This is a genomic window from Pseudomonas sp. N-137 (assembly GCF_034555295.1).
In the GTDB taxonomy this organism is placed as follows: Bacteria; Pseudomonadota; Gammaproteobacteria; order Pseudomonadales; family Pseudomonadaceae; genus Aquipseudomonas; species Aquipseudomonas rhizophila.
In genome coordinates, this window is the sequence record NZ_JAXUDQ010000006.1 from 391,942 (window position 1) to 415,480 (window position 23,539).

The following is a 23,539-nucleotide window of genomic DNA, read 5'->3' on the forward strand; positions in this document are numbered from 1 at the left end:
TCGCCCGTTCAGTGAGACGTACCTTCGGCAAATTCGATCTTGTTGCCCACGTTGTATTTGCCCGACGGTTTGTTCATGGGCAGGCGTTTGATTTCCTTGAGGGTGTTGCTGTCGTAGACGATCAGCGCGCCGTCGGTGTCCCAGATGCTCAACAGCAGGTAGCGGCCGTCGTGGGTAAATTCGACGTGGGCGGCGGTTTTGCCGGGCATGGGGCGCAAGGTGTGGGCGATTTCCAGGGTCTGTTTGTCGATCAGGTGGATGGCATCGTTGCCGGCGGCGAAGAACACGTCGGTCCAGGCATAGCGGGAGTTGGCATGGCTGCGCAGGAAGAAACCCGGCCCGAGGGTAGGGATCTGCCTGATGACTTTCCAGGTGTTGATGTCGATCACCGACACCAGTCCTTTGCTGATGTTGGGGGTCGCGAACACCCAGCGGCCATCGCGCTTCCAATAGGTGCCCGAGCCCAGGTGCGGCATGCCCGGCAGGCTGATGTCGCTGACCACCTGGCCACTGTCGAGGTCGATCACCTGTCCACCCTGGGCCTTGCGCGAGGTGGCGAGCAGCTGGCGATAGTCGGGGGAGAAGGAAAAGTCATCCAGATGATCCTGGACCTCGATGCGCCTGGGCACGAAGTCCGGGTTCGGGTCGGTGGACAGTTCCCAAACCTCGTTCACATCCTTCAGTGCGACGATGAAGCTGTTGCGCGGCGCAGCGGTATAGACCGCGCTGACCCGCGAAGCCTGACCATCACTGCCCAGCGTCGCGATCGTCTTGACCAGTGACAAGTCCCGGGCATCCAGTACCGCCAGGTTGCCGGGCAGCGAGTTGCCCACCAGAACCCAGCGACCGTCCTTGCTCACCGCCAGGTTGCGGGTGTTGAGCCCGGCCCGCACCTCGGCGATCAGCTTGAGGTTGTGCAGGTCATACAGACTGATCCAGCCATCGCGCGACGCCAGATAGACAAAACGCCCGTCCGGGGAAAACTTCGGTCCGCCATGCACCGCAAAGTGCGAGGCGAAGCGCGCGAGCACCTCGAAGCGATCCCCGTCGACCACCGCGACGTGATGATTGCCGGCTTCCACCACTACGAACAGGTTCAGCGGGTCGGCCCGGTGTTGCGGCTGGTCGGGCAATGTGGCGACGTCCACCAACACCCGATGACTTTGGCGAATATCCTCTTCATTCCAATTGGGCGCGACGCTGGGCGGACGCTGGAGATAAAGCGCCAGGGCGTCGATTTGTGCAGGCTCCAGCAGCGTACCGAAGGCCGCCATCTGACTGGCGGGGCGGCCATTTTCGATCACCTGGCGAATTTCGCCGGGCTTGATCCGGCCCAGGCTCTGGGGCAGTAACGCCGGCCCGGCGCCGCCGATGCGGTTCACGCCGTGGCATTGTTGGCAGAGCTGCTGGTAATTGCGCTCGGCCTGTTCCAGGTCGGCACCGGTGGTAACGGCGCCATGGCTCGTACCGATCCACAGCATCGCAAGCCCGATGCGCTTCATAGCGCCACCTTCAAAGCCTGGGGGATGGGATGAACGCGCGCCGGATGCTGCATCGGCTGCTGGGCAAACAAGCCGACCACCTTACCGATCACCGTCAATGTCGGCAGGCCTTCAACGCAATCTCGTGCCATGGCCGGCAGTTGTTGCAGGGTGCCACGTAGCACCTGCTGGTCGGGACGAGTGCCGTTGCTGATCAATGCCGCCGGAGTCTCGGCGGCCAGGCCTGCGGCCATCAACCGTGCGGCAATGCTGCCCAGGTTCGACAAGCCCATGTAGAACACCAGGGTCTGGCTGTCATCCGCCAGGCTTTGCCACGGCAGGTTCAAATCGCCTTCGCGCTGTAAGTGGCCGGTGATGAAACGGCAGGAATTGACCAGGTCGCGATGGGTCAGCGGAATGCCGGCGTAGGCGCTGCAACCGGATGCGGCAGTGATACCGGGCACCACCTGACAATCGATACCACGGGCCAGCAAGTATTCCAGCTCTTCGGCACCGCGACCGAAGATGAACGGGTCGCCGCCCTTGAGCCGGACCACCCGCTGGCCCTGATCTGCGAGGTCGGCCAGCAATTGGTTGATCTGGGCCTGGGGCAGGCTGTGGCAGCCGGCGGCCTTGCCGACGTAATGCCGGGCACACGTCAGCGGGATCAGGCCCAGCAATTGCGCACTGATCAGGCGGTCATAGACCACTGCGTCGGCCTGCATCAACAGGCTCCAGGCGCGTAACGTCAGCAAACCAGGGTCACCGGGACCGGCGCCGATCAACGCGACTTCCCCCGGTCTGAAGGACGATTGCAGGGCAGCGGGCAGAACGATAGAGGCAGACATGGGACTTCCTTGGTTCATCATCAGGTTCGCCGTCGGGTTATCGGGCGCAGGGCAATGCAACGCTGGGAATCAAAGTGCTGGGGAGCGTGTGCAAGCCGATTTCGTCATCGCTGAGGTGGCAGCCGGGGTCCTGGCCCCACAGGTCGCCGTCGGCCCAGGCGCGTGTGCGGGTGTTGCCATTGCAGATGGCCAGCCAACGACACTGTCCGCAGCGGCCACCCACGGTGCGCGGATGCTCGCGCAGTTTTTGCAGCAGAGCGTCGGGACGTTCCAGCCAGAGTGTGCGAAAGGGCGTCCGGCGCACGTTACCCACCGAGTGCTGCCACCAGTAAGTGTCGGGGTGTACCTCACCGGTGTTGTCGATATTGGCAATGCCGCTGCCCGAGGCGTTACCGCCCCAAGCCTTGAGCATGCGTTCCAGTTCGGCGTAGTGATGGGGCAGGCGTGAGGCTACCCATTGCAGCAACAGCACCGCATCGGCGTCGTTGTTGCCGCTGACGAAGTCCGTGTCGCGTCCGTGCAGGATGTCGCTCCAGGCCCGCTCGAAGATCAGGAGCATGGCCTCGCGGCTCATCTGTTGCCGGGCGTCGAGCTGACGACTGCGCTTGCCGCGACCGCTGTAGTTGAGGTGCGACAGGTAGAATTTCTGCACGTCGTATTCGCTCATCAGATCCAGCAGTCGCGGTAGCTGGGTGTGGTTCTGCTGGGTCAGGGTGGTGCGCAACCCGACCCGAATCCCGCGTTCGCGACACAACCTGATGGCCGCCATGGAACTGGCGAAACTGCCTTTGAGCTGGCGGAAGGCGTCGTGCGTCGCTTCCAGGCCATCGATGCTGATGCCCACATAATCGAAGTTCGCCGCCTCGATCTGCTCGATGTTGCTCGGGTCGATCAGCGTACCGTTGGTGGAAAGCGCCAGGAAGAATCCCTTGCGCCGGGCATAGGCACTGAGCTGGAACAGATCCTCGCGCAGCAGCGGCTCGCCGCCGGACAGGATCAATACCCGTACGCCCGCGTCATGCAGGTCGTCGATGACCTTGAGCGCCGCGGCCGTGTCCAGCTCATCACGAAACACGCTGTCGGCCGAGGTGGCGTAGCAGTGTTTGCAAGTCAGGTTGCAGCGCCTGAGCAGATTCCAGATCACCACCGGCGCTCGTGTACTGCCCGGTGGTGCAACACGCGGCGCGGGACATTGACCGGCCAGGGCACGCAGGTAATGGCTGATCCTCAACATAAGTCACTCCTTCCTTGTGGGGGCTAGGTTTGCCCGCCCTGAAGCCGATGCGGTCCCTCAGAAACCGAGGCGGCTGTTTCGCGAGCAAGCTTTGCTCCCACCGGCGACAGGCGCAGGCCGGTTTTTTTCAGGATGCGGCTGCTCACCAGCATGTCGTCGGCGCTACAGGCCTCACCCAGCAGATAGCGCAGGTGCTCGCGATAGCTGTCGATTTCCTCGCGACTGCGGCCATGGACCATGGCAAACAGGTTGTAGCGCCAACCGGCCCGGCGCGGGCGGCGGTAGCAGTGGCTGACAAAAGGCTGCGCACCCAGCAGCGCGCCCAGGCGCGGCACATCGGCGTCGGCGACATCCCAGACAGTCATGCCGTTGTGGCGATAACCCAGGCGATAGTGATTGGGCACCGCGGCGATGCGGCGGATCGCGCCTTCGGCCTGCAAACGCTTGAGCAGGTCGAGGGTCGATTCCACGCTCAGCCCCAGTTGCTCGGCCAGCCAGGCCCAGGGATCTTCGAGCAAGGGCAGGCCGTCCTGGGTCAGTTCCACCAGCCGCAGGGCCAGTGGCGTTTCATCCAGGCGAGGCAGCGTCTGCGGCAACGGCTCAGACCGGGAAATACAGGCCGACATGGTAAGTCTCCTCCTTGGGCAGGTTCAGCGGCTCCAGGCCGGTCAGGCGTTCGATACGCAACAAGGTGTCGCTGATCGCCTGTTCACTGGGGCAGGCAAGCACGAACCACATGTTCCAGGCGTGCTCGCGACGGTAGTTGTGGGCCACTTCTGGCATGGCCGCGAGCAGCTCGGCGATGGTGTCGAAACGCGGTTCGGGCACCGCCAGCGCCGCCAGGGTGAACGCGCCGCCCAGGCGGTCGATGTCGAACATCGGGCCGAAGCGGGTAAGCACGCCGTCGTTGAGCAACTCGTGCAGCCGGTCGAGCAGTTCGGTACTGCTGCTGTCCAGTTCATCAGCCAAGGCTTGCCAGGGCTGGCGTACCAGCGGCAAACCCAGTTGCAGACGATTGATCAGGCGTCGGTCCAGGTCATCCATCGATCGCCACTCCGGCCGGTATTGCGTAGCGTCCGCCACACTGCTTGAACAGGTGGGTGCTGAACAGCAACTGGTGCGGCAGATCACTCAACCAGTGCTCCTCCAACAGTGCCTGGACCTGGGCCTCGACACGGTCGCGCTGGCGACCGTGGATCATGCAGAACAGGTTGTATTGCCACTGGGGCAAGCGTCGTGGTCGTTGATAGCAAAGGCTGATGCCCGGCGCCTGGCCAAGGCGGCGACCGACTTCATCGACCAATGCATCCGGCACGTCCAGCACCAGCATGGCGTTGGCGGCAAAGCCCAATGCGCGGTGATTGACCACCAGGCCGACGCGGCGGAACAGACCCTGTTCCTGCCAGTGCCGCACCTGGTCGAGAACCTGTTGTTCACTGGCGTCGACCTGCTCGGCCAGGGCCTGGAAGGGCCGTGATGTCAGGGGCAGACCGGTCTCCAGCAGACGGCGCAGTTGCAGTGACTGTTGCTCACTCAGGGTCGTGTTCATGGGATAGCCTCCAGGGCAAAGCCCAGGTCGATGCGGTAAGCGGTCAGCATGGGCAGGTCCAGCGGCGTGAGGCCGGTGTCGTTTTCCAGTTCCTGGAGAATGTTGTCCAGGTGGGCACGATCAGGCCCGGTCAGCACGAACCAGAGGTTGTAGCGATGCTCCCGTGCGTAGTTGTGATTGACTTCCGGGTACTGACTGACGCGCGCTGCGACCTGGTGCAATCGGTCCACGGGCACCGCCAGGGCGGCGAGGGTGCTGGCCCCGGCTCGGCTGTGTTCGAACACCGGGCCGACCCGTGACAGGGTGCCCGCCAGTTGCAGGTGCTGCAGACAATCGAGCACCTGGGCTTCGCTGCAACCCAGGGCATCGGCCATTGCCCGATAGGGTTCGGCGCACAACGGCAGGCCATGCTGGAACTGATCGATCAGGCGACGGGCGAGTGGGCTTGGTGTCATGGTCAGTACCCCGGTTTGTGCGCACGGCTGCTGAAGAAGATGCCGCTGGGGCTCAGGGCAGGCAGGCTGCTCAGGCGTTCGAGCCGATACGGATCCCAGACCTGCACCTCACCGCCATCGCGAGCGGACAGCCACAGCTGGTCGCCCCGAGCGGTGAATTCCATGTGCAGCACCCCAGGCCCTGGTCGCAGGTCGGCGATGATGGCGTGAGTTTGGGTATCGATGACCTGCACCCGGTCATTGTCCGGGTAGGCGAAGTTGACCCACAGCTGTCGGCCATCGGGACGCGCGGTGACAAACACCGGTTGGCCGGCCACGGCGATGGCGTCGACCGGTTGCCAGGTGCGGGCGTCCAGCACCAGCACCTGATGATGGCCAACGGCGGGCACAAAGGCTTGTTGATCGGCCAGGGCCCAGCCTTCCAGGTGGGGCATCTTGTATACCGGGAGCCGCGCCTCGCCGCGCCCGTAATGGTCCAGCACCCGTTTCACGCCGCGCTCCGGGTGCCAGAGGTCAAGTTGCGCCATGCCGTCCTCACCAAACAGTCCGGCCATGTAATAACGCCCGTCCGGCGTAATCAGTGCGTCATAGGGTTGCCGACCGATGGCGGTGAAGCGTTCGATGCGTGGTGTCTGGCCCTGGCTGAAATCGGCGGTCCAGATTTCGCCGGTGTCGAACAGGCTGAATACGAAGCTCTGCCCCGGCGCGTCCACCAGGCCGACCACCCGCGAACGTTTTTGGCCGTCGGGCAATGGTGTGGCTGGAATGTCCGCGACCGGTTCCAGTGTCTGCGCGTCGAATACCTTGACGCCGCCGGGTTCGTAGTTGGAGACGGCGATCAGCTTGCCATCCTGGCTGATCGCGCCACCGATGCTGTTGCCGCCCTGAATGATGCGGTGGTCGATGCGTGCGCTCAGCAAGTCGACCTTGCTTAAGCCGCCATCGCGGCCAAATACATAGGCATAACGTTGGTCGCGGGAAAACACCACCGAGGCGTGCGACAGATCCCCCAGCCCTTCGACGCGGGCGAGGGCGGTGCGGGTGGCGCTTTCGATGATTTGCAGGCTGCCGGTGGCGCGCTCCACCACCACGCCCAAGTCGCCGGTGCCGCGCAGCGGTGGCTGGGCACAAGCCGAGAGCAACAGCACGCAGGCGGTGAGAGACAGCAGAGATCGGATCATGGGGCGGGAGTTCCTTGAAGGAGCCGGTCCACCAACCAGCGAATATCGTCGGGACCGAGCAATGGCTCCCAACCGGGCATGGCGCTGCCGGGCCGTCCCTGGGTGACGGTGGCGATGAGGCTGTCGCGGTTTTTTCCGGCCAGGGCATCACGGGTCAGAGGTGGGCCGAGGCCTCCGGTCAGGTGCAGGCCGTGGCAGGCGCCGCAGTCCTGGACCAGCAGGTGTTGCAGTTGGGCCTGGCGCTGGTGGTCGGGAGCGGCCAGCACCGGGGTACAGAAGACGAAGAGGAGGGTGGTCATCCGGGTTGCATAGCGGTGTCGGTCCATGACGTACTCCTGTTTGAGAAATAAAGCCGAGAGCGGCCCCTGTGGTGGGGGATTTATTTGGGAGCAAGCCTTGCTCCCCCATAAATCCCCTCGCCACAGGGAGATGCTCTTAATCAACGTTACTTAAGGGTCAAGACCCACGCCGCGAGGATCTTGGCTTCTTCATCGGTCACCGGATTGGCTGGCATCGGCATTGGTCCCCAGTTTCCTTGCGTGCCTTCCTTGATGTGCTTGGCCAACAGCTCTTGTGCTCCGGCGACGCCGGCATTTTTTGCCGCCACCTCCTTGAGCGCCGGCCCTACCAACTTGGTGTCAATGGAGTGGCAGGCGCCACAGGGTTTGCTCTTGAACAGTGTCGGGCCGTCCTGGGCCAGCGCCGGTTGCAGGCTGAATGCGGCACTCAAGGTCAGGGCAAGCAGAATAGGCTTCATGGTTTTTCCTCTTATTGATGGGGCTCAATAGATGTCGTGTTGGGTGTTGTAAACGTTGAATTTTCCGGTAGGGGTGATCAGGCGTTTGTCCTTGATCACGCTCTTGAGCTTGAGGGTCTTGTCATCGATCACCACCAGCGCCGACTCGTCTTCCTGACCGCTCCAGACCGAGAACCAGACTTCATCGCCGGCCTTGTTGTATTCCGGTTGCACCACGCGCATCGCACCTTTCTTGATACCGGCGTACTCGGCAATCGGCAGCACTGTGTAGCCGGCGTCGAGCTTGTCGATGTCGAACACCGCCACCGATTGGCTGAGCTTGGTGTCGGGGCTGAGGGTGGTGTCGACGTACAGGTGACGGGACTTGGGGTGGGTCTTGATGAACAGCGAACCGCCACCCTGGCCCTGGAGCGAGTCCACCTGTTTCCAGGCATATTGCGGATGCTTGACCGGGTCGGTGCCGATCAGTGAGACGCCGGCATCACCCAGGTGACTGGTAGCCCAGACCGGGCCGTAGAGCGGATGGTTGAAGTTGGCGCCGCGTCCCGGGTGCGGGGTTTTACCGACATCCACCAGGGCGGTGAGCTTGCGCTCCTTGGAGTCGATGACTGCCACCTGGTTGGAGTTGTTCGCCGCCGTCATGAAATAGCGATGGCTGCTGTCCCAGCCACCGTCATGCAGGAACGGTGCGGCGTCGATGCTGGTGATGGTGAGGTTCTTGATGTCCTGGTAGTTGACCAGCATCACCTTGCCGGTTTCCTTGACGTTGACGATGAACTCCGGCCACTCATGTGACGCGATGATCGCCGCGACCCGCGGTTCGGGGTGATATTGCTGGGTATCGACGGTCATGCCGCGCGTCGAGACGATCTGCCTGGGCTCCAGGGTCTCGCCGTCCATGATGGTGAACTGCGGCGGCCAATACGAGCCGGCAATGGTGTACTTGTCTTCGTAGCCCTTGAACTTGGAGGTTTCCACCGAGCGGGCCTCGATCCCGACTTTGATCTCGGCCACCTTGGTCGGCTCTTGCGGCCACAGGTCGATCATGTCGATCTTGGCGTCCCGGCCGATCACCAGCAGGTAACGCCCGGACGCCGAGATACGCGAAATGTGCACCGCGTAACCGGTGTCGATCAGCTTGACGATCTTTTTGCTGTCGCCGTCGACCAGGGCAATCTTGCCGTCATCGCGCAGGGTGACTGAAAACAGGTTTTGCAGGTTGAGTGAATTGAGTTGCCGGGTGGGCCGGTCTTCAGGTTTGACCAGCACCTTCCAGGTCTTGAGGGTTTCGGCCATGCCCCATTCCGGTGGGGTAGGCGGGGTGTGTTGGATGAACTTGGCCATTACCGTGATCTGGTCTTTGGTCAGGGCGTTGGAGGTGCCCCAGTTGGGCATGCCGGCGGCTGAACCGTAGGTAATCAGCGCCTCCAGGTAGGCCTGGCCGCGGCCCTGGGTGATGTCGGGTGTCAGCGGTTTACCGGTGGCGCCCTTGCGCAGCACACCATGGCAGCCGGCGCAGCGCTGGAAGTAGATTTGCTTGGCCGCGTCGAAGTCGGCCTGGCTCAGATCCGGCGCGCCTTCGGTCTTGACCATGCGGGCGTCTTGCGGCGCAGCGGGTGGGTTGGCGAAGGCATTGAGTGCAGCCAGCGCCGTACACAGCGCCCCGACCCCCATGACCCACGATTTTTTGTGGCTGATCAGCATTCCATTTCTCCTCAGGCATGACCCGCGCGGCCCTGCAATTGACGTTCGGCGCGCAGATTCTTGGTGCGCTGCAAGGCTATGCCCAGGCCGGTGGTTACCCGCTTGACGGCGATCAAGTTTGCCGGCCACAGCCCTTGCCAGGTTGTCGCAGGGGCCCGTAGCGTGGCTGGCAATCGTGTTATCTGATCAGGTCATGCCATGAACGCTATCCACACCCTTGAACACCCGGCCGAACCTTTCTACCAACCCCAGGACAACGAGCTGGCGTTGTTCGAACAGGCCTGGCGGCACGGCATGCCGGTGCTGGTCAAAGGCCCCACCGGTTGCGGCAAGACCCGTTTTGTCCAGCACATGGCTCACCGTCTGAAATTGCCGCTGTACACCGTGGCCTGCCACGATGACCTGAGCGCAGCCGACTTGGTGGGTCGTCACCTGATCGGCGCCCAGGGCACTTGGTGGCAGGATGGGCCTCTGACCCGAGCGGTGCGCGAGGGGGGCATCTGTTATCTGGACGAGGTGGTGGAGGCACGCCAGGACACCGCAGTGGTGTTGCATCCCTTGGCCGATGATCGCCGGCAGCTGTACCTGGAACGCACCGGCGAGGTTCTCCAGGCACCGCCGTCGTTCATGCTGGTGGTGTCGTACAACCCCGGTTACCAGAACTTGCTCAAGGGCATGAAGCCCAGCACCCGCCAGCGTTTCGTGGCGATGCGCTTTGGCTATCCCACGGTTGCCGATGAAGAGCGCATCGTTGCCCGCGAGGCCGGAGTGGATATGGCTCTGGCGGCCCAGGTGGTGCGGTTGGGGCAGGCGCTGCGTCGGCTAGATCAGCATGATCTGGAGGAGGTGGCCTCCACGCGTCTGCTGATTTTCGCCGCGCGCATGATCGGAGCCGGCATGGACCCGCGCCAAGCCTGTCTGGCCTGTCTGGCCGAGCCGTTGAGCGACGATCCGCAAACCGTTGCCGCATTGATGGATGTGGTCGATGTCCACTTCGGCTGAAGCCGCTGCGCTGTCCACCCGGCGATTGCCAGGGGATCTGGCAATGTGGTTTTTCATCCTCGCCGAACTGACGGTGTTTGCCTTGCTGATCCTGGCATTCGCCGTCGCCCAGGCATTGAACCCGCCGTTGTTCAGCGAAGGCCGGCAGTTGCTGGATCGCTCCACCGGCCTGGCGATGACCCTCAGCCTGCTGAGCGCCGGGTTATTCGCAGCCTTGGCCCAGGAGCAAGTCCGACAGGACCGGCCACGCCAGGCGGCGCTGCTGTTGTGGCTGGCCTTGTTGGTTGCCGGCGGCTACGTGGCGCTCAAGCTCATCGAGTACGCCCACTTGTTGGCCAACGGTCTCGGCCTGGAGCACAACACCTTCTTCACCTTGTACTGGATCCTCACGGCGTTTCACTTTCTCCATGTGTTGCTGGGCATGGTGATCCTTGCCTGGCTGGCCGAGGGTTGCCGGCGGCGGCGTTACGGGGCGCAGCAGTGCAGCGGGCTGGAATCCGGCGTGCTGTATTGGCACATGGTGGACCTGGTCTGGGTGTTGCTGTTTCCGGTTGTCTACATTCTCGGTTGAGCGGAGGTGCTCATGTCGGTTTCCCGTGTCTTGATCGTCTGCTGGATGACACTGGCCGTGCTGAGCATCGGCACCGTTGCCCTAGGCCAGGTCGCTGCCACCGGGCTGGTGTCCATCGCCATCCTCGCGGTGGCGGTGACCAAGGCCTGGTTGATCGCCGACGGCTTCATGGAGCTGCGCCATGCGCCGCGATTGTGGCGCTGGCTGGTGTTGAGCTGGGCGGCGCTGCTCGCGATTGTGATCTCGTTCGCGCTCTGAATCCCGACGTACTCCCTGTGGCGAGGGAGCTTGCTCCCGCTGGGCTGCGCAGCAGCCCCTACAGCAACAACTCAATCCATCTGACACTCCGCGTCAGCAGGTTTTAGGGTCGCTTCGCAACCCAGCGGGAGCAAGCTCCCTCGCCACAACAGCTCACCTGGCTTCCTGGCTGTGCTGGAACAACCCACTAAAACCATCGGAGATTCTTGATCGCCATCAAGCGGGTTCTGGACCCTCGCTTCCTAGAATGGACACGCCAAGCAATGAGGAAGTGACCATGTCAGATACCTTTACCAAAGGCATGGCCAGGAATATTTATTTCGGGGGAAGCGTGTTCTTTTTCCTGATATTCCTGGCCCTGACCTACCACTCGGAACAGACCTTTCCAGAGCGCAGCAACCAGGCGCAATTGAGCGAATCGGTGATACGCGGCAAGGGCGTCTGGGAGCGCAACAACTGCATCGGCTGCCATACGCTGCTGGGCGAGGGCGCGTATTTCGCGCCGGAGCTGGGCAATGTGGTCAACCGGCGCGGTGGCGAGGAAGCCTTCACGCCGTTCCTGCAGGCCTGGATGAAAATGCAGCCGCTGAACGTTCCCGGCCGTCGCGCCATGCCGCAGTTCAACCTCAGCGAACAGGAAGTCGACGACATCGCCGAGTTCCTCAAGTGGAGTTCGAAAATCAATACCAATGGCTGGCCGCCAAACAAGGAGGGCTGAGAGATGAGCATGGCTAATCCGCATCTGAAATTCGCCTCGCAGGCCGTCGCCAAACCTTACTTCGTGTTTGCCCTGATGTTGTTCCTGGGGCAGGTACTGTTCGGTTTGATCATGGGGCTGCAATACGTGGTCGGCGACTTCCTGTTCCCGCTGATTCCCTTCAACGTGGCCCGCATGGTCCACACCAACCTGCTGATCGTCTGGCTGCTGTTTGGCTTCATGGGCGCGGCGTACTACCTGATACCCGAGGAAGCCGATCGGGAGCTGCACAGTCCGAAGCTGGCGATCGTGCTGTTCTGGGTGTTCGCCGCCGCCGGGGTACTGACGATCCTGGGCTACCTCTCGGTGCCCTATGCCACGCTGGCGAAAGTTACCGGCAACGATTTGCTGCCGACCATGGGCCGTGAGTTCCTGGAGCAACCGACAATCACCAAGATGGGCATCGTGGTGGTCTGCCTGGGTTTCCTCTACAACATCGGCATGACCATGCTTAAGGGCCGCAAGACCACGGTCAGCATGGTGATGATGACCGGCCTGATCGGCCTGGCGGTGTTCTTCCTGTTCTCCTTCTACAACCCGGAAAACCTCGTCCGCGACAAGTATTACTGGTGGTGGGTGGTGCATCTTTGGGTTGAAGGCGTCTGGGAACTGATCATGGGTTCGATGCTCGCCTTTGTGCTGATCAAGGTCACTGGCGTGGACCGCGAAGTGGTCGAGAAGTGGCTCTACGTGATCATCGCCATGGCCCTGATTACCGGGATCATCGGCACCGGTCACCACTTCTTCTGGATCGGCGCACCCGAGGTCTGGTTGTGGGTCGGATCGATCTTCTCCGCGCTGGAACCGCTGCCGTTCCTGGCGATGGTGATCTTCGCCTTCAGCATGGTGAAGAACCGTCGCCGGCAACACCCCAACCGCGCCGCCACCTTGTGGGCCAAAGGCACCACGGTCACCGCGTTCTTCGGCGCCGGCGTCTGGGGGTTCCTGCACACCTTGGCACCGGTGAACTTCTACACCCACGGTTCGCAACTGACTGCGGCCCACGGTCACCTGGCTTTCTACGGTGCCTACGCGATGATCGTCATGACGCTGATCAGCTACGCCATGCCGCGTCTGCGCGGGTTGGGTGAAGCGGCGGATGAGCGCTCGCAGCGCCTGGAGATCTGGGGCTTCTGGCTGATGACGCTGTCGATGGTGATGATCACCTTGTTCCTCACCGCCGCCGGTGTCGTCCAGGTGTGGCTGCAACGCTGGATGGCGGACGGCAGTGCCTTGCCGTTCATGGCGACGATGGACCATTTGAAGCCGCTGTTCTGGGCGCGTCTGGTCAGCGGCGTCGGGTTCCTGGCTGGTTTGCTCTGCTACCTGTTCAGCTTCCGCCAACGTGGCCGCGCCGCTTTGCGCGCACCGGCGGCGGTGGTGCCGTCTTGAAAGGCCACCACTGAGGCCGTGGCGAGGGAGCTTGCTCCCGCTGGGCTGCGCAGCAGACCCTTTTTTATGGGCGCTTCGCACCCAAGCGGGAGCAAGCTCCCTCGCCACAAAAGCGATGCGAGCCAGTCCCTCCACCGCAACGCGTCGATAGGAGAATAACCATGGCATTCACCCTTGAACTGGAAGAGTGGGTCGGCAGCGTCTGGCACCGTTTCATCACCCGACGAGCCAGTGTGGATTTTCCCGAAGCGCGGGTGGAGTTGATCCCCCGGCAGCGCGCTCTGCATGTACTGTTGCGCGCCACCGGTGGTGCTTCTCACCTGGGTGTGGAGGCCGTCAGCGACCGCGACCTGCTGCTGCGCCGCAACCTGTTGCAGCAGATCGCCGGCACCTGCAAGCAAGTGCCATTGGCCTGGTGCGATGGCGACAACCTGCGTTTGCCGGCGAGCCTGGCGGCGTTTCCCGATGCCGGGTTGAACGAAGAACTGTACCGCTGGCTGGCGTTGCTGGCCGCGCAAGCGGGGCCGATGAAACATTGGGGACGTGACAACCAACGCTGGACCCTGGCACTGCTGGGGCGTTACCCGGCGCTGCGTGGCCGATATCGGCGGCTGGTGGATGCGCATCTGTCGTTGCGTCCCGACCCACAATCATTGCCCCCGGCCGAGGCGGCCCTGGAGCGCGCGCTGTGTCAGGCCTTGCGCGAACCGGGCAGCGTCGAGCATTTTCCGCGCAGTGAGCGGGCCGCCTGGCCGCTGCCGCTGTGGCTGTATCCGCCCCAGCATCTGGGCAATCCCCAGGCGGCCAACCTCGAGGAGTCCGAGCAATACCTGGCGACGCCGCCGGGTGAGCAGCAGGGCGGTCGCAAGCGCGCCGAGCGCATCGACGACACCACCCGGGACGGTGGGTTGCTGATCGTGCGCCTGGAGAACCTGTTCAGTTGGACCGAACACGTGGACCTGGATCGCTGGGCGGACGACAGCGAAGACCCGGACGCGGCGCGAGTCGCCGAGGACCTGGACCAATTGACCCTGTCGCGCACCCGCTTGCGCAAGGGCGGCGGTTTGAAGTTGCACCTGGACTTGCCGCCGGCCGATGTGGATGACATTCCCCTGGGCGCGGGCATCCTGTTGCCGGAATGGGACTACCGCAAGCAACGCCTCCAGGACGATTTCGTCAGTGTGCAGACTTTCATTCCCCGGGACTGCGAACCTCAGCCGCTGCCGAACCGCCTGCGCGCCTCGGCCCAGCGTTTGCGACGCCAGTTCGAGCACCTGCGCAACGATCGACAATGGCTGCGCCAGCAAACCCAGGGTTCGGAGCTGGACCTGCAAGCTTGGCTGGACTTCCACGTCGAGCGTCAGCACGGCCAATGCAGCGAACGCGGCTTGTTCATGGAACAACGCCAGACCCGCCGCGACCTGGCTTGCCTGCTGTTGGCCGATCTGTCGATGTCCACCGATGCCCACCTCAACGACGAACACCGGGTGATCGACGTGATCCGCGACAGCCTGCTGCTGTTCGGTGAAACCCTGTCGGTGCTGGGGGATGATTTTGCCTTGTACGGGTTCTCTTCACTGCGCCGACAACAGGTGCGGATGCACGAGATTAAGGCGTTCAACCAAGGCTATGACGACCACACCCGCGGTCGGATCCAGGGCCTCAGGCCCGGTTACTACACGCGCATGGGCGCCGCCATTCGCCAGGCCACCCAACGGCTGGAAGGGTGCAAGCGGCGACGCAAGTTGCTGTTGCTGGTGAGCGATGGCAAACCTAACGACCTGGATCTCTATGAAGGGCGCTATGGCGTGGAGGACACCCGCCAGGCGGTGCTGGAGGCTCGGCGTCAGGGGCTGACGCCGTTTTGCATCACCATCGATCGTGAAGCCGGGGATTACCTGCCGTACATGTTCGGCGCCAATGGCTACACCTTGATCCGTCAGCCGGAGCAACTGCCGCTGCGTTTGCCGCAGTTGTACCGGCAGTTGACTCAGGATTGAGGGTTCAGGCGATGTCGCGGGGTAACCAGAAAAACATGACGACGCAGAATATCGTCAGGCCGACACAGAACCAGGTGAAGCGTCGCAGGCGGCGCTCGCCAGCCAGCCCTGCCTCGGCCGGTAGCGGCATGCCGCACTGGCGACATTCGCTTTGATTGGCGGGGTTGGCGTGTTGGCAATACAGGCAGGTGGGTTGCGCGCTCATTCGAAATGTTCCAGGCGCAGGCGGTCGAGAATGGCGATCTGGCGACCGTCCTGGGTGATGATTTTTTCATCGATCAGCCGGCGGATGATCCGCGAGAAGGTTTCTGGCTGGATCGACAGGTGTCCGGCGATCAGTTGCTTGGCCATGGGCAGCTCGAACTGGCTGTCCACGGTTTGCAAGCGTACCAGTTGTGTCAGCAGGTAGCGCACCACGCGGTGGGTGGCGTTTTTCAGCGACAGGGTTTCAATCTCGTTGACCCGTTGGTGCAGGCGCACACAGAGCTTGCCGAGCAGGGCGAAGGTCAACCGGCTGTTACTTTGCAAAAGACGCATGTACGTGGCATTGGACAGGCGATACAGCTGGGTTGGCCCAACGGCCTCTGCGCAAGCGACGTAGTTCGGCGTGTCCATCAGCATCATGGCTTCAGCGAAGGTCTGGCGCTCGCCGATCACCTCGAAGACTTTTTCCTGGCCGTCCGGCGTCAACCGGTAGATTTTCACCGCGCCGGAGATCACGAAGTAAAACGCCTGCGCCGGTTCGCCTTGGCGGAACAGCGGTTCGCCCCTGTCGACATTCAGCAATTGGCTGGTACTCATCAGTTCGTCGAGCTGTTCTTCGTTCAACGGTTCGAACAGGTGATGACTGCGCAGAATCTGGTGATGAACACGGTGAAGCACCATGGCATGAGTCCTTGTATGGCAGGGAAATGAATCGGATTCAGACGAGGCTAAGGGACAGGCCGCTGGCCAGACCAACGACGCAAGAGAGCAGGACGAACCAGGCGAGCGGCAGCGCGACGTATTTCATGGATAACCCCGGCAAAAAAAAGTCTGTGCCCTGCCAGAGCAAGAGACGGGCCATGCCCGCAACCGTTGATTTGCGGGGCCGTACGGTGAGATGGGTATAAATGACCCTGTACTGTTAGGGTGATAATCACCATGACAGGGTTATATTTACCCGGTTGATGGCCATTTGTGGGAGCGAGCCTGCTCACGATGGCGGCTTATCAGTCAGCGGAGATATCGAGCTGACCGGCCTCATCGCCAGCAGGCTCGCCCCTTCAGGGGATAAACAGACGGTTTATTGAGTGGGGCGGTGCACCCTCGAACAGTTTCGGCAAGCCCCTTGCAAGTACCTGGGTGAGGCGGGCTGGCTTGATCTGAGACAAGGCCCGCCGGTGCCGATAGCTGATCATTCGAACCCTGATTGTTGACCCCTCACCGCTGGCCCGTCCCGCGCTGAGGTAAAGGAGTGGTGTATGCAAGTGCTTGACCGTCGCAAGGCCATGGCCATCCTGCCGTTGTGGCGGCTGGCGTTTCGGCCGTTCTTCCTGGCCGGGTGTGTGCTTGCATTGTTGGCCATACCGTTGTGGCTGGCGGCGTTTACTGGAAGGCTGTCGGCCTGGCAACCGGCCGGCGGCTGGTTGGCCTGGCACCGTCATGAACTGCTGTTCGGCTTCGGCCTGGCAATCATCGCCGGGTTCTTGTTGACGGCGGTGCAGACCTGGACAGGTACTCCGGGGCTCAGTGGCAAACGTCTGACGGCGCTGGCGCTGTTATGGCTGGGCGCGCGACTGGCCTGGCTGGTGGATGCGCCCTGGCCATTGCTGACGGTGCTGGAGCTGGGTTTCGCCCTGGCGGTTGCGGCGTTGATGGGCATTACGTTGTGGCGCGTACGGCAGAAGCGCAATTACCCGATTGTGCTGGTCTTGTTGCTGTTGGCCGTCGCTGATGGGTTATCCGTGTACGGTCTGGTGCAACATGACGAAGGTTTGCAGCGCCAAAGTGTGCTCACGGGCCTGTGGCTGGTAGCGGCGATGATGGGGCTGATCGGCGGGCGGGTGATTCCTTTCTTTACCCAGCGCGGTCTGGGCCGGGTAGAGGGCGTTGCCCCCTGGCCGTGGCTCGATCGTCTGTTACTGGCGGGGTCGGCACTGGTGGCGCTGCTGTATGCCTTCGGCCCGGCGCTGTCGACCAGCCTCTGGGTCGGCCTGTTGTTCGCCGCGCTGGCGGTGGGGCACGGGGTGCGACTGGTGCGTTGGCATGATCGGGATTTGTGGCGAGTGCCGCTGCTGTGGTCGCTGCACCTGGCCTACGCCTGGCTGGCGCTGGCTTGCCTGGGCATGGCGCTGTGGCATTTCGGCGTCGCGCTGAACCCGAGCCTGGCGGTGCACAGCTTGTCCATCGGCGCCATGGCCGGGTTGATCCTGGCGATGATCGCCCGCGTCAGTCTGGGCCATACCGGGCGAGCCCTGGAACCGCCGGCCGGCATGACCCTGGCGTTCGTCCTGCTGAACCTGGCATGCCTGAGCCGAGTGCTGCTGGTGCTGCTGTTCCCGTTGGCCGCGCTGTGGCTGGCGGGGCTGTGCTGGACCCTGGCATTCGGACTCTACGCCTGGCGTTATGGGCCGATGCTGTTGCAGGCCCGCGTGGATGGGCATCCAGGATGAGCCGAGGGGGTCGATGATGTATGGGGTTTTGCTGGTCACTCATCTATTGGCGGCTATCGCTTTTATCGGCACGTTGTTTTTCGAGGTTTTTATCTGGCATGCCGCCCGCAGGCCTTTGGCCCAAGGCGTCAAGGACGCCGCCGACCCGGCTATCGCCAAGCGTTCGCGGCAGGTGTTGCACGGGGTGGTGCTGGTGCTTTACAGCGCCGGCATCGCGCTGGCCTGGCAGCATCGCGGTGCATTGAGCCAACCGTTGAGCAACAGCTTCGGCCTGTTGCTGAGCCTGAAGATCCTCCTGGCCTTGAGCATCATCGGCCATTATTTGTGGCTGGCGTACTGGCTCAAGAGCGGGCGGCTGACCCCGGACCGCGCCTGCTGGCTGCGTCGCAGTATCCTGGGACACATGGTGCTGATTGTGGTGTTGGCCAAGGCGATGTTCTATTGGCAGTTTTGAGCAGGAATGAGAGCCACAAACGGCTGTGGGAGCAAAGCTTGCTCGTGATGGCGCAATGTCAGTCGGTATCAATGTTGACTGATCCAGCGCTATCGCGAGCAAGCTTTGCTCCCACAGGGGTAATGGCAATGTTTGAGAGTCAGCGAACGGGTTTCATCGCATTGACGAACAACACATTGTTTTCCAGATGGATGTGCTGCATCAGGTCATCACGAAACTCCACCAGCCCGCGATACAGGGCGCGCCAGGTGTTGCAGGCATCGGAGGGCGGGGTGATCTGGTCGGTCAGGGCAAGCATGGTTTCCAGCGCTTCACCGTGCTGGTCGTGTTCGTAGCGCAGTACCTGGATGGGGGCCGAGGCCCGATCACCCAGGCCCTGTTGCAGCATCGGGAACAGCACCTGCTCCTCCTTGAGCATGTGGCCTTCGAGTTCCTGATACATGTCCTGCAAGTGATCGGCCAGGCCGACGGGGCAACTGGCCCGGGCGCCATGGACCATCTCGACGCGGCGGGCCAGACGGATCAATTCCGGCAGCTGTTCGCGGTGACGGGCGTGGTAGCGTTCCAGGATGTGGGCGATCAACAGCGCCTGGGGTTCGTCGCGCCAGTCATGGCCCAGTTCCCCAGCGGCTTGCAGGGTGCGCAGGGCATCGGCGATCAGCAGTGGGTTCAGGCCCTTGCCCAGCGCTGCTTCGCGCAAGGATTTTTGCCCGCCACAACAGAAGTCGAGGTTGTAGTGATGGAAGGTACGGGTGGCACCGGGAATGTCGCAGGCCAATTGGCCGAGGCTTTGTTCCAGCAGATCGAGGCTCATCATGTTTCCTTGGGTTGAATCCCGGGAGGGACAGATGAGCGAACTTTGCAGCCGACGTGCCAGAATTAACTGTCTGAAAATTAACGGATAAATATTTACCAGGGTGATTCTCACCCTGGCTGCAAGGGGTCAAACGAACCCTGGAGGGTAATCACTACCATGCTGCGTGAAAGCCTGGCCGCCGACCTGATCGTCGAGTTGCCCAATGCCGTTCGATTGCAACGCCTGGTACAGACCCTGCGCGAATACTTCAACAGTGGCGCCGTAGGCTTGTTGCGCCTGGACGATGACAGCCTCAGGCCCGTCGCCACTGTAGGCCTGGTGCATGAAGCGCTCGGCCGTCGGTTCGTGATCGCCCAGCATCCGCGTCTGGCGGCGATCATGGCGTCGCGCGAACCTACCTGGTTCGAGCCCGACAGCCGCTTGCCCGACCCTTATGACGGCTTGCTCGATAACCACGTCGGCGAGCCGCTGCCGGTGCACGACTGCATGGGCGTGAGCCTGTACGTGGAAGGGCGGCTCTGGGGCGCGATCACCCTGGATGCCTTGCACGCCGGCACCTTCGACAGCCGCGCAAGGGAAGAACTCAAACGGTGCACCTTGCAGATCGAAGCGGCGGTGCGGGTGACCCGGCTCGAGCAGGAAAACCGCAGCCTGCGCGCCTCGCGCAGTGATCTGCCGGATGTCCGTCGGCCGGCCGAGGAGGGCGAGATCCTTGGGCGCAGCGAGGTGCTGGATCAACTGCTCAACGAGCTGGACGTATTGGCCGACTCCGAACTGCCGGTGCTGTTGCTGGGAGAAACCGGTGTCGGCAAGGAGTTGTTTGCGCGTCGTTTGCATCGCTTGTCCCGGCGCAGTCACAAGCCGCTGGTGCAGGTCAATTGCGCAGCCTTGCCCGAGTCCCTGGCCGAAAGCGAACTGTTCGGCCACGTCAAAGGGGCATTCTCCGGCGCTACGACTGACCGCGCGGGGCGTTTCGACGCGGCCAATGGCGGCACGCTGTTTCTCGACGAGGTGGGTGAATTGCCGTTGAGTGTGCAGGCCAAGTTGCTGCGCACCCTGCAAAACGGCGAGATCCAGCGCCTGGGTGCTGACAAGCCGCTGCACGTCGATGTGCGGATCATCGCCGCCACCAACCGCCACCTGCCGGACAGCATTCGCGATGGGCTATTTCGCGCCGACCTGTATCACCGGCTCTCGGTCTACCCGGTGCCGATCCCGCCGTTGCGCGAACGCGGTAGCGATGTGCTGATGCTAGCCGGGCATTTCCTCGAGTTGAACCGCACGCGCCTGGGCTTGCGCGGCTTGCGCCTGTCACCGGCCGCTGAACAGGCGCTGCTGGCGTACTCCTGGCCGGGCAATGTGCGGGAGCTGGAGCACGTGATCAGTCGCGCGGCGTTGAAGCAACTCAGCCGCGGGGCCAGTCGCAGCCTGATCATGACCCTGGAGCCGCAGGTGCTGGACCTGGACGTCAGTGCCAGCGGATCCACGACCCACGCGACACTTGAACAGTCTCTAGAGGTCGCCGATGTACCATTCCAGCCGCTGAATGAAGCTGTCGACACTTGCCAGCGCCAGGCGATCCTCAAGGCCCTGGAGCATTGCGGGCAGAACTGGGCCGGTGCGGCGCGGCTGCTGGAGGTCGACCCGAGCAACCTGCATAAACTGGCGCGGCGGTTGGGGCTCAAGTAGCCGGCGACCTATTAGACCGAGTCGTCTTCATCGCGAGCAGGCTCGCTCCCACAGGGAACTCCATAGGCCCAATGTGGGAGCGAGCCTGCTCGCGATGGCATCGGCACGTTCAACACAAGATCCGCCATTGACAACGATCAAGGCCTGCCCACGCGACAGAACCCACACTGGAGCAAATCCATCGTGGAGATCATCGTCATGCCCCTTTCCCTGGCCAAAATGCGTCGTCAGTACACCCTGGACGGGTTGGATGAAGCCCAGGCACCGGACGATCCGATGGTTCTGTTCGGGTTATGGATGCAACAAGCCCGCGACACCGAAAGCCCGCCGGTGGAAGCCAACAGCATGACCCTGGCGACCGTGGACGAGCAGGGCCGGCCGCACTGTCGGGTGCTGCTGCTCAAGGGGTTCAGCGATGAAGGTTTCACATTTTTCGGCAACTACGACAGTGGCAAGGGACGGGACCTGGCGATCAATCCGTGGGCGGCCATGACGTTTTTCTGGCCGGGGCTGGAACGGCAAGTGCGGGTTGAAGGGCAGGTCCACAAGCTCGATTCCGGGCTATCGGATGCCTATTTCATTTCCCGCCCCCTGGCCAGTCGTCTTGGTGCCTGGGCCTCGCCGCAAAGCCGTGAGCTGGAGGATCGGGCCGCCCTTGAGGCGTTGCTGACGCAGACCGAACGACGGTTTATCAATCAGCCAGTGCCGCGTCCCGAACACTGGGGCGGCTACTGCCTGAGGCCTGAACGGCTGGAGTTCTGGCAAGGCCGCGCCGACCGTCTGCACGATCGCCTCGACTACCGCCTGCAAGAAGGCGCCTGGCAGCGTAGCCGACTGGCACCGTAAACGCCGAGGGAGGTACCTCTATCGGGGAATAGGCCCGGCCCCGATTGCGGTTCAGGCTGGGCCATCTTTTTTTAAAGGACGGCTGACCATGGCCCATCTGACGCAACGCCACTTTCAACCGCTGAATATTGCGGTGCTGACCATCAGCGATACCCGTAGCTCCGAAACCGATACCTCCGGGAAAACCCTCGCCGATCTGCTGCAAACCGCCGGGCATGTGCTGATCGACCGTGGGCTGGTGAAGGACGATATCTACCAGATCCGCGCCCAGGTCTCGCAGTGGATCGCCGACCCTGAAGTGCAAGTGGTGCTGATGACCGGCGGCACCGGTTTTACCCCCCGCGATAACACTCCCCAGGCGGTGCTGCCGCTGCTGGACAAGCAGGTGGACGGGTTCGGCGAACTGTTCCGGCAGGTGTCACTGGCAGAGATCGGCATGTCCAGCCTGCAATCAAGGGCATTGGCGGGTATGAGCAACGGCGTATTGGTGTGCTGCCTGCCGGGTTCGCCGGGCGCGTGTCGCACCGGTTGGGAACAGATCCTGGTCGGTCAACTGGACAGCCGCACCGGCCCGTGCAACTTCACTCCCCACCTCAAGCCGCAGCCCGGCGTTGTCGTTGAGCCTTGCGGGACGCGCTCATGAGCAGCGGCGCGTGTGGCAGCGTCTGTGAGAGCGGCGCGCTGATGCCGGTGGATGAAGCCATCCGCTACCTGCTGGATCAGGCACCGCTGCCGCCTCCGGTGCAACGGGTGGCGCTGGACCAGGCCCTGGGTCGGGTGCTGGCGACAGACATCCGCAGCCCCATGAACTTGCCTGCGTGGGACAACAGCGCCATGGACGGTTATGCCCTGCGGGCCGCTGACCTGCCAGCCGCCGGAGGTTATCTGACCCTGGCCGGGCGCATTGCCGCCGGACAGGCATCCAATAATCCGCTGCAGCCCGGGCAGGCGGTACGGATTTTCACGGGCGCGCCGCTGCCGCCGGGGGCAGACACCGTGGTGCCCCAGGAAAGCTGTCAGGTAGCAGGTGAGCGGGTCTGGTTGCCACCGGTCAATGACGGCGACCATGTGCGCAAGGAAGGCGAGGAAGTGCGCCGAGGAGACCTGTTGCTTCGTGCCGGCAAGCGCTTGCGGGCCCAGGAGCTGGGGTTGCTGGCCGGTGCCGGGATTGCGCGAATGGAGGTCTATCGGCCGTTGCAGGTCGGTCTGCTCAGCAGCGGCGATGAACTGCGCGAACCGGGCGAAGCATTGGCGCCGGGGCAGATCTACAACAGCAATCGCCATAGCCTCGCGGCACTGCTGCGCGGCTGGGGCATGGAGGTGCATGACTACGGCGCCATGCCCGACAAGCTGCTCGCCAGTCGCCAGGCCTTGAGCCTGGCGGCGGCCGAGTGTGATGTGCTGCTGACCTCCGGCGGCGTTTCGGTGGGCGAGGAGGATCATCTCAAACAAGCCATCGAAGCGCTGGGCAGCGTTGACCTGTGGCGCCTGGCAATCCAGCCGGGCAAACCGCTGGCCTTTGGCGAAGTGGCCGGCAAACCCTGGATCGGTTTGCCAGGTAACCCATCGGCGGCGCTGATTACCGCGTTGATCGTCGTGCGCCCGTTCCTGTTCCGGGCCCAAGGCATGGACGAAGTAATACCGGTCCCGTTGCAGTTGCCGGCCGGGTTTGACTGGCCAAAGCCCAACCGGCGGCGGCAGTACCTGCGGGCGAAACTGGTCCCCGGTGCCGATGGTTCGCTGTGTGTCGAGCTGCATCCCCAGCAAAGTTCGGCCATGTTGGCTGCCGCATGCTGGGCCGACGGTCTGGCCGTGGTCGAGTGCCAGGCGCACGTGCGCATGCTCGACAAGGTGATGTACTTGCCGTTCGCGAGCCTGATGCATTAACGG

The 23,539-nt window shown here is 62.9% G+C and carries 27 protein-coding genes; 12 read left to right on the forward strand and 15 right to left on the reverse strand.

The annotated features are described in order from the left end of the window. Positions 1-8 precede the first annotated feature (8 nt). The 11 genes from T3A99_RS04015 to nirS form a co-directional block, all read right to left on the reverse strand. Positions 9-1,502 (reverse strand): cytochrome D1 domain-containing protein, encoded by a 1,494-nt coding sequence (locus T3A99_RS04015; RefSeq protein WP_322833966.1) that lies wholly within the window; start codon positions 1,500-1,502, stop codon positions 9-11. Then, complete coding sequence (gene cobA / locus T3A99_RS04020) at positions 1,499-2,329, reverse strand: uroporphyrinogen-III C-methyltransferase (RefSeq protein ID WP_322833967.1); 831 nt, start codon at positions 2,327-2,329, stop codon at positions 1,499-1,501. Before cobA ends, T3A99_RS04015 begins: the two co-directional genes overlap by 4 nt. 37 nt (positions 2,330-2,366) lie before the next feature. Next, positions 2,367-3,563 carry a heme d1 biosynthesis radical SAM protein NirJ gene (gene nirJ / locus T3A99_RS04025; RefSeq protein WP_047225825.1) on the reverse strand — a complete coding sequence of 399 codons (1,197 nt, stop codon included), beginning with the start codon at positions 3,561-3,563 and terminating at the stop codon, positions 2,367-2,369. A 23-nt stretch (positions 3,564-3,586) separates the two neighbouring features. Next, the gene (locus tag T3A99_RS04030) at positions 3,587-4,189 is read right to left on the reverse strand and encodes an Lrp/AsnC family transcriptional regulator (RefSeq protein ID WP_047225826.1); all 603 of its coding nucleotides are present in this window, start codon (positions 4,187-4,189) and stop codon (positions 3,587-3,589) included. Beyond that, entirely contained in the window at positions 4,164-4,607 is a 444-nt protein-coding gene (locus T3A99_RS04035) for an Lrp/AsnC family transcriptional regulator (RefSeq protein ID WP_047225827.1), read from the reverse strand. The genes T3A99_RS04030 and T3A99_RS04035 overlap by 26 nt, the downstream gene beginning before the upstream one ends. Further along, the gene (locus T3A99_RS04040) at positions 4,600-5,112 is read right to left on the reverse strand and encodes an Lrp/AsnC family transcriptional regulator (protein WP_160892317.1); all 513 of its coding nucleotides are present in this window, start codon (positions 5,110-5,112) and stop codon (positions 4,600-4,602) included. The genes T3A99_RS04035 and T3A99_RS04040 overlap by 8 nt, the downstream gene beginning before the upstream one ends. Beyond that, complete coding sequence (locus T3A99_RS04045) at positions 5,109-5,567, reverse strand: Lrp/AsnC family transcriptional regulator (RefSeq protein WP_047225829.1); 459 nt, start codon at positions 5,565-5,567, stop codon at positions 5,109-5,111. The genes T3A99_RS04040 and T3A99_RS04045 overlap by 4 nt, the downstream gene beginning before the upstream one ends. Positions 5,568-5,569: 2 nt before the next feature. Next, positions 5,570-6,748 (reverse strand): cytochrome D1 domain-containing protein, encoded by a 1,179-nt coding sequence (locus tag T3A99_RS04050; protein WP_322833968.1) that lies wholly within the window; start codon positions 6,746-6,748, stop codon positions 5,570-5,572. Beyond that, a complete protein-coding gene (locus tag T3A99_RS04055) occupies positions 6,745-7,074 on the reverse strand; it encodes a c-type cytochrome (RefSeq protein WP_047225831.1) in 330 nt (109 codons plus the stop codon). Before T3A99_RS04055 ends, T3A99_RS04050 begins: the two co-directional genes overlap by 4 nt. Before the next feature lie 119 nt (positions 7,075-7,193). Next, a complete protein-coding gene (locus T3A99_RS04060) occupies positions 7,194-7,505 on the reverse strand; it encodes a c-type cytochrome (RefSeq protein ID WP_047225832.1) in 312 nt (103 codons plus the stop codon). Between the two features lie 24 nt (positions 7,506-7,529). Further along, positions 7,530-9,098, reverse strand: coding sequence for a nitrite reductase (nirS, locus tag T3A99_RS04065; protein WP_231990623.1), 1,569 nt, complete (start codon positions 9,096-9,098; stop codon positions 7,530-7,532). A 309-nt stretch (positions 9,099-9,407) separates the two neighbouring features. Here nirS and T3A99_RS04070 point away from each other — a divergent pair, with 309 nt between their 5' ends. From T3A99_RS04070 to T3A99_RS04095, 6 genes are all read left to right on the forward strand, one after another. Then, complete coding sequence (locus tag T3A99_RS04070; RefSeq protein ID WP_076384504.1) at positions 9,408-10,211, forward strand: CbbQ/NirQ/NorQ/GpvN family protein; 804 nt, start codon at positions 9,408-9,410, stop codon at positions 10,209-10,211. Next, the gene (locus tag T3A99_RS04075; protein ID WP_076384506.1) at positions 10,195-10,782 is read left to right on the forward strand and encodes a cytochrome c oxidase subunit 3 family protein; all 588 of its coding nucleotides are present in this window, start codon (positions 10,195-10,197) and stop codon (positions 10,780-10,782) included. The genes T3A99_RS04070 and T3A99_RS04075 overlap by 17 nt, the downstream gene beginning before the upstream one ends. A 12-nt stretch (positions 10,783-10,794) precedes the next feature. Beyond that, positions 10,795-11,040, forward strand: a complete 246-nt coding sequence (locus T3A99_RS04080) for a cytochrome C oxidase subunit IV family protein (protein WP_047225836.1) — start codon at positions 10,795-10,797, stop codon at positions 11,038-11,040. 277 nt (positions 11,041-11,317) lie between these two features. After that, positions 11,318-11,758, forward strand: coding sequence for a c-type cytochrome (locus T3A99_RS04085; protein WP_047225837.1), 441 nt, complete (start codon positions 11,318-11,320; stop codon positions 11,756-11,758). 3 nt (positions 11,759-11,761) lie between these two features. Next, positions 11,762-13,189 (forward strand): cbb3-type cytochrome c oxidase subunit I, encoded by a 1,428-nt coding sequence (locus tag T3A99_RS04090; RefSeq protein ID WP_047225838.1) that lies wholly within the window; start codon positions 11,762-11,764, stop codon positions 13,187-13,189. Between the two features lie 161 nt (positions 13,190-13,350). Next, entirely contained in the window at positions 13,351-15,189 is a 1,839-nt protein-coding gene (locus T3A99_RS04095) for a VWA domain-containing protein (RefSeq protein WP_322833969.1), read from the forward strand. A gap of 4 nt (positions 15,190-15,193) precedes the next feature. Here the strand turns inward: T3A99_RS04095 and T3A99_RS04100 are convergent, their stop codons facing one another. The 3 genes from T3A99_RS04100 to T3A99_RS04110 are packed head-to-tail and all read right to left on the reverse strand — an operon-like array spanning position 15,194 to position 16,255. Next, entirely contained in the window at positions 15,194-15,394 is a 201-nt protein-coding gene (locus T3A99_RS04100; protein ID WP_107322424.1) for a protein DnrP, read from the reverse strand. Then, complete coding sequence (locus T3A99_RS04105) at positions 15,391-16,074, reverse strand: Crp/Fnr family transcriptional regulator (RefSeq protein WP_047225841.1); 684 nt, start codon at positions 16,072-16,074, stop codon at positions 15,391-15,393. Before T3A99_RS04105 ends, T3A99_RS04100 begins: the two co-directional genes overlap by 4 nt. A gap of 37 nt (positions 16,075-16,111) precedes the next feature. Beyond that, positions 16,112-16,255, reverse strand: a complete 144-nt coding sequence (locus tag T3A99_RS04110) for a hypothetical protein (protein WP_172833795.1) — start codon at positions 16,253-16,255, stop codon at positions 16,112-16,114. Between the two features lie 397 nt (positions 16,256-16,652). On the opposite strand from T3A99_RS04110, the gene T3A99_RS04115 reads away from it, so the two are divergent. Both T3A99_RS04115 and T3A99_RS04120 read left to right on the forward strand, forming a co-directional pair. Next, positions 16,653-17,843 carry an NnrS family protein gene (locus tag T3A99_RS04115; protein WP_322833970.1) on the forward strand — a complete coding sequence of 397 codons (1,191 nt, stop codon included), beginning with the start codon at positions 16,653-16,655 and terminating at the stop codon, positions 17,841-17,843. Positions 17,844-17,856: 13 nt separating this feature from the next. Next, the gene (locus T3A99_RS04120) at positions 17,857-18,297 is read left to right on the forward strand and encodes a membrane protein (RefSeq protein ID WP_047225843.1); all 441 of its coding nucleotides are present in this window, start codon (positions 17,857-17,859) and stop codon (positions 18,295-18,297) included. Positions 18,298-18,436: 139 nt separating this feature from the next. Here T3A99_RS04120 and ytfE read toward each other — a convergent pair whose 3' ends face one another. Continuing rightward, positions 18,437-19,111, reverse strand: a complete 675-nt coding sequence (gene ytfE / locus T3A99_RS04125) for an iron-sulfur cluster repair protein YtfE (RefSeq protein ID WP_047225844.1) — start codon at positions 19,109-19,111, stop codon at positions 18,437-18,439. A 159-nt stretch (positions 19,112-19,270) separates the two neighbouring features. On the opposite strand from ytfE, the gene norR reads away from it, so the two are divergent. From norR to glp, 4 genes are all read left to right on the forward strand, one after another. Then, positions 19,271-20,803 carry a nitric oxide reductase transcriptional regulator NorR gene (gene norR, locus T3A99_RS04130; protein WP_160892323.1) on the forward strand — a complete coding sequence of 511 codons (1,533 nt, stop codon included), beginning with the start codon at positions 19,271-19,273 and terminating at the stop codon, positions 20,801-20,803. 198 nt (positions 20,804-21,001) lie between these two features. Beyond that, positions 21,002-21,649 (forward strand): pyridoxamine 5'-phosphate oxidase, encoded by a 648-nt coding sequence (gene pdxH, locus T3A99_RS04135; protein WP_047225881.1) that lies wholly within the window; start codon positions 21,002-21,004, stop codon positions 21,647-21,649. A gap of 88 nt (positions 21,650-21,737) precedes the next feature. Next, positions 21,738-22,292: a molybdenum cofactor biosynthesis protein B gene (gene moaB / locus T3A99_RS04140; RefSeq protein WP_160892327.1), complete on the forward strand. Its 555-nt coding sequence runs from the start codon at positions 21,738-21,740 to the stop codon at positions 22,290-22,292. Beyond that, complete coding sequence (gene glp / locus T3A99_RS04145) at positions 22,289-23,536, forward strand: gephyrin-like molybdotransferase Glp (RefSeq protein WP_322833971.1); 1,248 nt, start codon at positions 22,289-22,291, stop codon at positions 23,534-23,536. Before moaB ends, glp begins: the two co-directional genes overlap by 4 nt. Positions 23,537-23,539: the final 3 nt, after the last annotated feature.